At 56.8% G+C, this 11741-nt stretch carries 12 protein-coding genes; 6 read left to right on the forward strand and 6 right to left on the reverse strand.

The window, feature by feature from the left end:
• Window positions 1–18 precede the first annotated feature (18 nt).
• Entirely contained in the window at window positions 19–885 is an 867-nt protein-coding gene (gene pdxK, locus ABLV64_RS06390; protein WP_004201995.1) for a pyridoxine/pyridoxal/pyridoxamine kinase, read from the forward strand.
• Entirely contained in the window at window positions 882–1121 is a 240-nt protein-coding gene (locus tag ABLV64_RS06395; RefSeq protein WP_017900460.1) for a hypothetical protein, read from the forward strand. The genes pdxK and ABLV64_RS06395 overlap by 4 nt, the downstream gene beginning before the upstream one ends.
• Before the next feature lie 40 nt (window positions 1122–1161).
• Here ABLV64_RS06395 and crr read toward each other — a convergent pair whose 3' ends face one another.
• The 5 genes from crr to cysZ all read right to left on the reverse strand — a co-directional run bounded on the left by crr (window position 1162) and on the right by cysZ (window position 6033).
• Window positions 1162–1671, reverse strand: coding sequence for a PTS glucose transporter subunit IIA (crr, locus tag ABLV64_RS06400; RefSeq protein WP_000522253.1), 510 nt, complete (start codon window positions 1669–1671; stop codon window positions 1162–1164).
• A 42-nt stretch (window positions 1672–1713) separates the two neighbouring features.
• Window positions 1714–3441: a phosphoenolpyruvate-protein phosphotransferase PtsI gene (gene ptsI / locus ABLV64_RS06405; RefSeq protein WP_004201998.1), complete on the reverse strand. Its 1728-nt coding sequence runs from the start codon at window positions 3439–3441 to the stop codon at window positions 1714–1716.
• Between the two features lie 44 nt (window positions 3442–3485).
• On the reverse strand, window positions 3486–3743 hold the full coding sequence (ptsH, locus tag ABLV64_RS06410; protein ID WP_002913505.1) for a phosphocarrier protein Hpr: 258 nt from the start codon (window positions 3741–3743) through the stop codon (window positions 3486–3488).
• A 380-nt stretch (window positions 3744–4123) separates the two neighbouring features.
• Window positions 4124–5095 (reverse strand): cysteine synthase A, encoded by a 972-nt coding sequence (gene cysK, locus ABLV64_RS06415; protein ID WP_004202001.1) that lies wholly within the window; start codon window positions 5093–5095, stop codon window positions 4124–4126.
• Window positions 5096–5271: 176 nt separating this feature from the next.
• Window positions 5272–6033 carry a sulfate transporter CysZ gene (cysZ, locus tag ABLV64_RS06420; RefSeq protein ID WP_017900461.1) on the reverse strand — a complete coding sequence of 254 codons (762 nt, stop codon included), beginning with the start codon at window positions 6031–6033 and terminating at the stop codon, window positions 5272–5274.
• Between the two features lie 230 nt (window positions 6034–6263).
• Here cysZ and zipA point away from each other — a divergent pair, with 230 nt between their 5' ends.
• The 3 genes from zipA (at window position 6264) to ABLV64_RS06435 (ending at window position 9630) form a co-directional block, all read left to right on the forward strand.
• Window positions 6264–7325: a cell division protein ZipA gene (zipA, locus tag ABLV64_RS06425; RefSeq protein ID WP_004202003.1), complete on the forward strand. Its 1062-nt coding sequence runs from the start codon at window positions 6264–6266 to the stop codon at window positions 7323–7325.
• 69 nt (window positions 7326–7394) lie between these two features.
• Entirely contained in the window at window positions 7395–9410 is a 2016-nt protein-coding gene (ligA, locus tag ABLV64_RS06430; protein ID WP_100098292.1) for an NAD-dependent DNA ligase LigA, read from the forward strand.
• A gap of 1 nt (window position 9411) precedes the next feature.
• Window positions 9412–9630, forward strand: a complete 219-nt coding sequence (locus tag ABLV64_RS06435; protein ID WP_004202007.1) for a DUF3820 family protein — start codon at window positions 9412–9414, stop codon at window positions 9628–9630.
• Here the strand turns inward: ABLV64_RS06435 and ABLV64_RS06440 are convergent.
• Window positions 9627–10625, reverse strand: coding sequence for a bile acid:sodium symporter family protein (locus ABLV64_RS06440; protein ID WP_004202009.1), 999 nt, complete (start codon window positions 10623–10625; stop codon window positions 9627–9629). The genes ABLV64_RS06435 and ABLV64_RS06440 overlap by 4 nt on opposite strands.
• A gap of 88 nt (window positions 10626–10713) precedes the next feature.
• Between ABLV64_RS06440 and ABLV64_RS06445 the strand changes: the two genes are divergently transcribed.
• Window positions 10714–11640, forward strand: a complete 927-nt coding sequence (locus ABLV64_RS06445; protein WP_065802934.1) for a LysR family transcriptional regulator — start codon at window positions 10714–10716, stop codon at window positions 11638–11640.
• The last annotated feature ends 101 nt before the right edge of the window (window positions 11641–11741 follow it).

The following is an 11741-nucleotide window of genomic DNA, read 5'->3' on the forward strand; positions in this document are numbered from 1 at the left end:
CCAGCGGGGGGAGAAAAGATGGGCCAGCAAGATGACATACAATCAGTGCTCTTTCACGACAAAAGCCGGGCGTCGGAAGTCGATATCGTCGCCGTGCAGTCGCAGGTAGTTTACGGCAGCGTCGGCAACAGCATCGCGGTACCGGCGATTAAACAGCACGGTTTGCGCGTGCTGGCGGTGCCGACGGTGCTGTTCAGCAATACGCCCCATTATGAGACGTTCTATGGCGGCATTATCCCGGAGGAGTGGTTTGTCGGGTACCTGCAGGCGCTTGAGGAGCGCGACGCGTTGCGCGAACTGCGTGCGGTGACCACCGGCTATATGGGCAACGCCGTGCAAATTGAACGCCTGGCGCAGTGGCTAACGCGGGTCCGTGACCGCCATCCCGATCTCTGTATTCTGGTGGATCCGGTGATTGGCGATGTCGACAGCGGCATCTACGTCAAGGCCGAGATCCCGGACGCCTATCGTCAGCACCTGCTGCCGCTGGCGCAAGGGATCACCCCTAATCTGTTTGAGCTGGAGACGCTGAGCGGCCGGCGCTGTCGCAATCAGCAGGAGGCGGTCGCCGCGGCGCGAAGCCTGCTGTCGGACAGTCTCAAGTGGGTGGTGATCACCAGCGCGCCAGGAGAGGCCGCTTCGACAATCAATGTGCTGGTGGTGACGGCCGATGCAGTGCAGGTGGTGGTTCACCCGCGGGTGGAGACGGACTTGAAGGGTACCGGCGATCTGTTTTGCGCTGAGCTGGTGAGCGGGTTGCTTTCGGGCCTGGCGCTGGGGGCAGCGACGGAAGCAGCCGCCCAGCGCGTGCTGGAGGTGATGAACTGGACTGCCGCGCAGGGGTGTGACGAACTGATCCTGCCGCCGCTGGAGCAACAGAGATGAAAAGCTATCGGTTAGTGATCCGTCAGCAGGGACGCATTGTTGGTCATTTTGATACCACAGGGGAGGCGGCGCTGGAGGATGCCTGCGTGGCGCGGTCGCTGTTCGGCCTGGCCGGAGGATATCAGTGCGAACTGCTGGTCTCTGACGGCGAGCGGCGCATTCTGGAGAGCACCCCGGAAGGATTGCGTCTCTTATCTCGCGAAAAATGCTATCAGCCGGTGACCCACGCGATATAAAAAAATGGCGCCTTTCGGCGCCATTTCTATGCAGCAATCATTACTTCTTGATGCGGATTACCGGGGTTTCACCCACGGTCACGCTACCGGACAGTTTGATCAGCTCTTTGATCTCGTCCATGTTGGAGATAACCACCGGAGTCAGGGTAGACTTGGCTTTCTCTTCCAGCAGCGGCAGATCGAATTCGATAACCGGGTCGCCGACTTTCACGCGCTGGCCTTCTTCAGCGATACGCTTGAAGCCTTCGCCTTTCAGTTCAACGGTATCAATACCGAAGTGAACGAACAGCTCGATGCCGCTATCAGATTCAATAGAGAACGCATGGTTGGTTTCGAAAATTTTACCAATGGTACCGTCTACCGGCGCGACCATTTTGTTGCCGGTCGGTTTGATGGCAATCCCATCGCCCACAATTTTTTCCGCAAAAACCACATCCGGCACGTCTTCAATGTTGACGATCTCACCGGAGAGGGGAGCAACAATCTCAATAGTTCCGGTGTCTTTCTTGTCATCAGAAACCAGAGATTTCAATTTATCAAACAAACCCATGATCTTCTCCTAAGCAGTAATTTGGGCCGCGCATCTCGTGGATTAGCAGATTGTTTTTTCTTCAATGAACTTGTTAACCAGCGTCATTAACTCGTCCGTTGTCGGTTGAGCAAGAGCCTGCTCTGCTAATACTTTCGCATCTTCGAAGTTCGTGTTACGAATAATCTTCTTGATGCGCGGGATGGAAATGGCGCTCATAGAGAATTCGTCCAGCCCCATACCCAGCAACAGAAGTGTAGCACGTTCATCGCCCGCAAGCTCACCGCACATGCCAGTCCATTTACCTTCAGCGTGAGAAGCATCAATAACTTGCTTAATCAGATTCAGTACAGACGGTGACATCGGCTGGTAAAGATGTGAAATCATATCATTACCACGGTCAACTGCCAGAGTATATTGCGTTAAATCATTGGTGCCGATACTAAAGAAATCAACTTCTTTGGCCAGATGACGAGCAATGGTCGCCGCAGCCGGTGTTTCCACCATCACGCCGATCTCAATGGATTCGTCAAATGCTTTACCTTCGTCACGCAGTTCCTGTTTGTAGATTTCGATCTCTTTCTTCAGCGCACGCACTTCTTCAACAGAGATGATCATCGGGAACATAATGCGCAGCTTACCGAAAGCGGAGGCACGCAGGATGGCGCGAACCTGATCGCGGAGGATCTCTTTACGATCCATGGCGATACGCACGGCACGCCAGCCGAGGAACGGGTTCTCTTCTTTCGGGAAGTTCATGTACGGCAGCTCTTTGTCGCCGCCGATGTCCATGGTACGCACGATAACGGCCTGAGAGCCACAGGCTTCAGCCACCGCTTTATAAGCCGCAAACTGCTCTTCTTCGGTTGGCAGCGCGTCGCGATCCATGAACAGGAATTCAGTACGATACAGGCCTACGCCTTCGGCGCCGTTGCGCTCAGCACCTTCGACGTCGCGAACGGTACCGATGTTGGCGCACACTTCAACCTGATGGCCGTCGAGAGTAATCGCCGGCAGATCTTTCAGTTTCGCCAGTTCGGCTTTTTCTTCCGCAACCTGAGCCTGCAGATTACGCAGCGCTTCAATTTGCTCGTTAGACGGGTTGATCAGAACCTGGTTGTTCACCGCGTCGAGAATCAGATAGTCGCCGTTTTTAACCTGCGCCGTGATGCTGCCGGTGCCCACGATGGCCGGCAGTTCCAGGGAACGCGCCATGATGGAGGTGTGGGAGGTACGGCCGCCCGCGTCGGTGATGAAACCCAGCACTTTTTTCAGGTTCAGCTGTGCGGTTTCAGACGGGGTCAGATCGGCGGCGACGAGGATGACTTCATCCTGAATCGCGCTCAGATCGATGATAGCCAGACCAAGGATGTTGCGCAGCAGGCGCTTACCGATATCACGTACGTCAGCCGCACGTTCTTTCAGGTATTCATCGTCCAGCTCTTCCAGGGCAGTGGCCTGACCGTCGATAACTTCATTGGCTGCCGCGTCGGCAGTCATGTGCTTATCTTTAATCAGGGCTATGATTTCCTGCTCAAGCTCCTCATCTTCCAGCAGCATAATATGCCCTTCGAAGATGGCTTCTTTTTCTTCACCGAAAGTTTCACCAGCTTTGGTTTTGATGACCTCCAGCTGGGCGGAGGCCTTGGCGCGGCCGCTCAGGAAACGTTCGACTTCCTGATCAACCTTATCGGCAGAAATTTTCTTCCGGTCGATGACAATTTCATCTTCCTTCAGCAGCAGTGCTTTGCCGAAGGCGATACCCGGGGATGCTAAAATGCCTGAAATCATAACCCTACCTTACTTGTGACTGATATGAAAAAGAACCCGTGAACTTACTCGAGTTCAGCCATCAGTTTAACCAGATGCTCAACAGCTTTCTGCTCATCTTCGCCTTCCGCGGAGAGGGTCACTACGGTGCCCTGGGTCAGGCCCAGAGTCTGCAGTTTGAACAGGCTTTTGGCGCTGGCGCTTTTGCCGTTGGAGGTTACAGTGATCTCAGAAGTGAAGCCTTTAGCTTCTTTAACAAACTGAGCAGCAGGGCGGGTGTGCAGACCGTTCGGAGCGGTAATGGTAACTTCTTGCTGGAACATTATATTTCCCCAACTTATAGGTTTAGTGTTGTGGACCTAAAGTCTAGTCTAACGACTCGACTTTAGCCTGTATTGTTAGCGCCGGCGTTACGTTTCCGGCCTTGGCGTCGGCAGCGCCTGGCGCTGCGAAGACCTGCGGGCCATTGACGTCTAGCACGTCATTAAACATTATGCCGCGAAAGGAAGACTTGAACCAAATCATAAAATCGATTCAGCTGGCGGAAATCCTCTTCTGAATAATTTCGCGCATCAAAATAAATGTGCTGGTTAAATACCAGACCCTACGAGGTGAATCAATGCCAGGAGGGGTAAAACTTTGACGTATGCCACAAAAAAGCACCTGAAAAGGTGCTTTTTTACACATTATTTACAAGCTGGCACTACTGTTGCAGTTCTTTCTCGGTGAAGAGATCGGCAAACAGCGCGGTGCTTAAATAACGCTCACCCGAGGAAGGCAGGATAACCACAATATTCTTATTGGTAAAGGCCTCATCTTCCTGCAGCTTCAGCGCCGCGGCAACGGCGGCCCCGGAAGAGATACCCGCCAGGATGCCTTCTTCTTCCATCAGGCGGCGTGCGGTGGAGATCGCTTCATCATTGGTGATGCCGATTACTTTGTCCACCAGCTTCAGATCCAGGTTGCCAGGAATGAAGCCGGCGCCGATGCCCTGAATTTTGTGCGGGCCCGGCTTGAGCTCTTCCCCCGCCAGCGCCTGGGAGATGACCGGCGAATCGGTCGGTTCAACCGCGACGGTGATCAGATCTTTTTTGCCCTTGGTGTTTTTAATGTAGCGGCTGACGCCGGTCAGCGTACCGCCGGTACCGACGCCGGAGATGAAGACATCCACCTGACCGTCGGTGTCTTCCCAGATTTCCGGACCGGTGGTCTTTTCGTGGATTTCCGGGTTAGCCGGGTTACTGAACTGCTGCAGCAGCAGGAATTTTTCCGGGTTGCTGGCGACAATCTCTTCCGCTTTCTGAATGGCGCCTTTCATGCCTTTGGCGCCTTCGGTCAGCACCAGGTTGGCGCCCAGCGCTTTCAGAAGCTTACGACGCTCAATGCTCATGGTTTCCGGCATGGTTAGCGTTAGCTTGTAGCCGCGTGCCGCCGCCACGTAGGCGAGGGCGATACCGGTGTTGCCGCTGGTCGGTTCGACCAGTTCCACGCCAGGTTTCAGCACGCCGCGCTTTTCAGCATCCCAGATCATATTGGCGCCGATACGGCATTTTACGCTAAAGCTCGGGTTACGAGATTCTACCTTTGCCAGGATACGACCGTTACCAATGCGGTTCAGTCGTACCAGCGGCGTATGACCGATAGTCAGGGAGTTGTCTTCAAAAATCTTACTCATGGCCCGTCCTTAACTGTATGAAATTTGGGGGTACGGCATCAGCATACCCGCTTAAAGAATATGCGGAAGTAAGGATTTAGCATATCTATATGCGTAAGGGAAATAATGATGAGCAAGAAGGAATAAGCGGAGATATAAGGAGCGGCGCTCGCCGCTCCCCGGGGGAGGTGTGACGACTACTTCCAGCTGGCGTGTCTGTCGCGATAGCAATCGACCCACATGGCGGTGGCGCCGCAGATAGCCACCGGGAGGATCACCAGGTTTAACACCGGGATCATGGTGAACAGGCTGGTGAGCGCGCCAAACTGCATATTCATCACCTTGCGGCTGCGCAGCGCTTCGCGCATGGTCCTGAAGGGGACCTTGTGGTTATCGAAGGGGTAATCGCAGTATTGAATCGCCAGCATCCATGCGCTGAACAGGAACCAGAGTACCGGAGCCACCGTCTGGCCAACGCCGGGTATAAAGTAGAGCAGCAGCAGCACGATGGCGCGGGGCAGGTACCATGCCAGCTTCTGCCACTCACGCTTCATGATGCGTGGAATATCCTTCATGATGCCAAAGACGCCGACGTCCGGCGGGGTGGCGCCAGTCAGACGCGCTTCCAGCTGTTCCGCCAGCAGGCCGCTGAACGGGGCGGCAATCCAGTTGGCAATAGTAGAAAAGAAGTAGCCAAACACCAGCAGGATCGACAGCACCACCACCGGCCACAGCAGGTAGTTCAGCCACTGCAGCCAGTCAGGTACATGGCTCATCAGCGAAGGGATCCAGCTGTCGAGACGGGTAAACAGCCACCAGAAAGCACCGCCCATCAGCAGCACGTTAACCAGTAAAGGCAGGAAGACATAACGACGTATGCCCGGCAGCCCGATGAGTTTCCAGCCCTGCGAAAAATAGTGTACGCCGCTACGCGGGGTCGGTGCGGATGATGAAACCATAGCCAGGCATTGCTCCTTTTTTAACATCCAGTGTGAATGCTCGCTTATTTTATCGGGTCGTCAGACAATAACCAGTTAGGAAATGTTCGAAAAAACAGCAAAAAGCACGATTTAGTTCATCTTTATGTGGTGAAAGCGACCGACGCACTTGCACTTGAGGTAATCGGCAAATACTCTTAGTGAGTAAATGTTTGCCGTGGTGGCAAGGTGTTAGAACAACAGAGAATATAATGATGCAGGATTTGCGTCTGATATTAATCATTGTTGGCGCGATCGCCATAATCGCTTTACTGGTACATGGTTTCTGGACCAGCCGTAAAGAACGTTCTTCGATGTTTCGCGATCGCCCACTGAAACGTATGAAGTCGCGCGACGATGAGTCGGAAAACGACGACTTTGATGATAATGTTGAAGGCGTAGGTGAAGTCCGCGTTCATCCGGTGACTCACGCTCCGCACGGCGCGCATGGGGAGCATGAAGCCCCTCGTCAGGCGCCGCAGCACCAGTACCAGCCGCCTTACGAGCGCCAGATGCAGCAGCCTGTGCGTCCTGAGGAACCGGTTCGTCAGGCGCCGCCGCCGCGCCAGGCCCCGGTACAACCGCAGGGACAACCGTCTGCGCCGCATGCGGCTCCACAGCCGGGCTGGCAACAGCCGCAACCCGCGCAGCCGCCCGTGCAACCGCAACACCAGCCGCAGCCTGTTGTGCAACAGCCTGTCGCGCCGCAGCCGGTGACCCCGACCGTCGCCCAGCCGCAGCCGGCCGCTCCGCAGCAGCCTGCGCCACAGCCTGTTGCCGCGCCGCAGCCCGCGGTGGCTGAACCGCAGCCGACAGAGCCGCAGCAGCCTGCAGCGCCGCAGCCGAAAGAGCGTAAAGAGACGGTCATCGTGATGAACGTCGCCGCGCACCATGGCGCGCAGCTTAACGGCGAGGTGCTTATCAATAGCATCCAGCAGGCCGGCTTCAAGTTTGGTGAAATGAATATTTTCCACCGCCATCTGAGCCCGGACGGCAGCGGCCCGGTGCTGTTCAGCCTGGCCAACATGGTGAAGCCGGGGACCTTCAATCCGGACAGCATGGCGGATATGATGACCCCTGGGGTGACTATCTTTATGCAGGTCCCTTCCTACGGTGATGAACTGCAGAACTTCAAGCTGATGCTGCAGTCTGCGCAGTATATCGCCGATGAAGTGGGCGGCGTGGTGCTTGACGATCAGCGTCGCATGATGACGCCGCAAAAACTGCGTGAATACCAGGATCGTATTCGCGAAGTGAAAGACGCGAACGCCTGACGTCCCGCGTTATCTCAACTCCTTCTCAACCCCCGCCTGTCGGGGGTTTTTTATCATTGATGGTGTGATATGGAACCGATCGAACAACAACTGACTGAACTGCGAACCACGCTTCGCCATCATGAATACCTGTACCACGTTATGGACGCGCCGGAAGTGCCCGATGCGGAGTATGACCGGCTGATGCGCGAGCTGCGCGAGCTGGAGAGCCAGCATCCGGAGCTGATTACCCCGGATTCGCCGACTCAGCGCGTGGGGGCGGCGCCACTGACCGCCTTCAGCCAGATCCGCCATGAAGTGCCGATGCTGTCGCTGGACAACGTGTTTGACGAAGAGAGCTTTCTGGCCTTCAACAAGCGGGTGCTGGATCGCCTGAAAAGCACTGACCCGCTCATCTACTGCTGCGAGCTGAAGCTCGACGGTCTCGCGGTGAGCATTCTCTACGAAAACGGCGTGCTGGTGCAGGCGGCGACCCGCGGCGACGGCACCACCGGCGAGGATATTACCTCTAACGTGCGAACCATCCGCACCATCCCGCTCAGGCTGCATGGCGATAATATCCCCGTACGCCTGGAGGTGCGCGGGGAAGTGTTCCTCCCACAGGCCGGGTTCGAAAAAATCAATGAAGAAGCTCGCCGCACCGGCGGAAAAGTGTTTGCTAACCCGCGCAATGCGGCGGCGGGCTCGTTGCGCCAGCTGGACCCGCGCATCACCGCGAAGCGACCGCTTACTTTCTTCTGCTACGGCGTTGGGGTGCTGGAGGGCGGTGAGCTGCCGGCCAGCCACTCGGCCCGTTTACAGCAGTTCAAAGCATGGGGATTACCGGTGAGCGATCGCGTCACTCTTTGCCATACCCCCGAGGAAGTGCTCACTTACTATCGTAAAGTCGAGGAAGATCGTCCCCATCTGGGCTTTGACATTGATGGCGTGGTGATCAAAGTCGATTCGCTGGCGCTGCAGGAACAGCTGGGTTTCGTCGCCCGCGCGCCGCGCTGGGCCGTGGCCTTTAAGTTCCCGGCCCAGGAGCAGATGACTTTCGTCCGGGACGTGGAGTTCCAGGTGGGCCGCACCGGGGCGATTACGCCGGTGGCGCGCCTGGAGCCGGTCCATGTCGCCGGCGTGCTGGTGAGTAATGCCACTTTGCATAACGCCGATGAGATTGAACGCTTAGGCTTGAAAATCGGCGACAAGGTGGTGATTCGCCGGGCAGGCGACGTGATCCCTCAGGTGGTCAACGTGGTGCTTTCCGAACGTCCGGCAGATGCCCGGGATGTTGAATTCCCGACCCACTGCCCGGTTTGTCAGTCCGACGTTGAGCGAGTGGAAGGCGAGGCGGTAGCCCGCTGTACCGGCGGCCTGATCTGCGGCGCGCAGCGCAAAGAGTCGCTCAAGCACTTTGTCTCCCGTCGCGCGCTGGACGTTGACGGCATGGGCGATAAGATCATCGACCAGCTGGTGGAGAAAGAGTACGTCCATACCCCGGCGGATCTGTTCCGGCTGACCGCAGGGAAACTGACCGGGCTGGATAGGATGGGGCCGAAGTCCGCGCAAAACGTGGTCAACGCTCTCGAGAAAGCCAAAGAGACAACCTTCGCGCGTTTCCTCTACGCCTTGGGCATTCGCGAGGTAGGAGAAGCCACGGCGGCAGGCCTGGCGGCGCATTTTGGCACCCTCGAAGCCCTGGAGCAGGCTTCCATTGAGGAGCTGCAGAAGGTCCCTGATGTCGGCATCGTCGTCGCCACCCATACTTTCAACTTCTTTGCCGAAGAGAGCAACCGCGATGTCATCGCGCAGCTGCTGGCGGAAGGGGTTCACTGGCCGGCGCCGGTGGTGGTGAAAGCGGAAGAGATTGACAGCCCGTTTGCAGGCAAAACCGTCGTCCTGACCGGCAGCCTCAGTCAGTTGTCGCGGGATGATGCCAAAGCGCGTCTGGTGGCGCTAGGGGCGAAGGTGGCGGGCAGCGTGTCGAAGAAAACCGATCTGGTGATTGCAGGCGAAGCGGCGGGTTCTAAGCTGGCGAAAGCGCAGGAGCTCGGCATCGAGGTGATTGACGAAGCCGAAATGATGCGCCTGTTGGGAGAATAACGTGGATAAAGCGCAGCTGGTCGAGATCGCCAATACCGAGATGCCGTTCGGTAAATACAAGGGGCGTCGTTTAATCGATGTCCCGGAGGAGTATTTATTGTGGTTCGCGCGCAAGGATCAATTCCCTGCCGGCCATCTCGGCGAGCTGATGGCGCTGACCCTGCTGATTAAAAGCGAGGGGCTGAGCGATCTGGTCCAGCCCCTGAAGAAAGCGCGTTAGGCTTTGGCGGCGTTAGTCTTTTCCTGAGCGAGACGCGCATCGGTTTGCCGTTTATAGCGCCGCGCCAGCACCGCGCAGACCATCAGCTGGATTTGATGGAAGATCATCAGCGGCAGCACCATGATGCCGAGGATGGAGGTCGGGAAGAGAATATTGGCCATCGGGATGCCGTTGGCCAGGCTCTTTTTCGAACCGCAGAAGACGATGGTAATTTCATCAGCTTTGTTAAAGCCGCAGCGGCGGGCGACGAACACGTTGACCGCGATGACGATGGCCAGCAGCACCAGGCTGACTACCACGATAAACAGCAGCGATCCCAGGCCCACTTTATGCCAGATCCCGTTCACCACCGCCTCGCTAAAGGCGGAGTAGACCACCAGCAGAATCGAGGTCTGGTCGGTCTTACCAATCCACTTCTTATGCTTCGCCACCCAGTTGCCGATCCACGGCCGCGATAAATGGCCGAGCACGAAAGGCAACAGCAGCTGCAGCATGATCTTTCCGACCTGCTCGAGGCTACCGCCTGCGCCGTGAAGGTTCATCAGGACCCCCACCAGCAGTGGTGAAACAAAGATGCCCAACAGGCTGGAGGCCGAAGCTGAGCAGACCGCCGCCGCGACGTTGCCTCCGGCCAGCGAGGTGAAGGCGATGGCGGATTGCACGGTGGCCGGCAGAATGCACAAATAAATAAAGCCGCTGTAGAGCATCGGATCGACCTTCACCGGCGCCCACCAGGCAAACAGAACCCCCAGCACCGGGAAGAGGATAAAGGTGCTGCACATCACCCACAGATGCAAACGCCAGTGGCTGCCGCCGGCGATAATTGCCTCCCGGGAGAGTTTGGCGCCATGCATAAAGAACAGCAGGGCGATGGCGGCGGTGGTGAGATGTTCAAAGAAGGGGACGAAAGCGCCACGGGCCGGGAAGAATGAGGCCAACAGGACAACGGTGACCAGGGTTGCCGTAAACGGATCGAGAATGCGGAAAAGTTTCATAAACGCTCCTGAAAAGAGATGCGCTATTGTGCTTTTTTTGATTTGAGAAATAAAATTGATTTATTGCATCTATTCATGAATTAAAAAGATGAATTACTCTCTGCGTCAGTTAAAAGTATTCGTTACCGTTGCCCGCGCCAGGAGCTTTAGCCGGGCGGGGGAGATGATTGGCTTAAGCCAGTCGGCCGTCAGCCACAGCGTCAAGGAGCTGGAGCATCAGACCGGAGTCCGTCTTCTTGACCGTACCACCCGGGAGGTGGTCCTCACCGAGGCGGGTCAGCAGCTGGCAGGCAGGCTGGAGCGTTTGCTCGATGAGCTTGCGGTGACGCTGCGCGATGCCGGTCGGGTAGGCCAGCAGCTGAGTGGCACCGTTAAGGTCGCCGCCAGCCAGACGATTTCCGCCCACCTTATTCCGCAGTGTATTGCTCACAGTAATCGACGTTATCCTGATATCGATTTTGTGCTGCACGACCGGCCCCAGCAGTGGGTCCTGGAGAGTATTCGCCAGGGAGAAGTGGATTTTGGCATCGTGATTGATCCGGGCCCGGCGGCCGATCTGCAGTGCGAGGTGGTCCTGGCGGAACCTTTTTTGCTGCTCTGCCGGGAGGATCATCCTTTTGCCAGCCTGACTGAAGTGCCATGGCAGGCGCTACAGGATGAGAGACTGATCCTGCAGGACTATGCTTCCGGCAGCCGTCCGCTGATTGATGCGGCGCTCAGCAGGCTGGCTGTCCGGGCGAACATTGTGCAGGAGATTGGCCATCCGGCAACGCTGTTTCCGATGGTGGAATCGGGAATTGGCATCAGCGTACTGCCGGCGCTGGCGCTGCCGTTACCGCAGGGAAGCCATCTGGCGGTGAAGCGACTGACCCCGGTAATGGAGCGGCAGCTGATGCTGGCATGCCGGAAAAACCGCTCGCTGTCGACCGCCGCCCAGGCGTTATGGGAAATCGTGCGAGAAGAAGGGGGCAATCTCACCGCCGCCAGGGTTGAAGATCCGCTGTATCAGCGTTGATCGCGTTTTATCGCCACGGGGAAGCTCGTGGCCGGGGCTGTGTTCCACGCATAGCAAAAAGGCGCCTTTAGGGCGCCTTTTTACATTGGTGGGTCGTGCAG

The sequence above is a fragment of the Klebsiella sp. JB_Kp031 genome (assembly GCF_040064295.1).
Taxonomy (GTDB): domain Bacteria; phylum Pseudomonadota; class Gammaproteobacteria; order Enterobacterales; family Enterobacteriaceae; genus Klebsiella; species Klebsiella quasipneumoniae.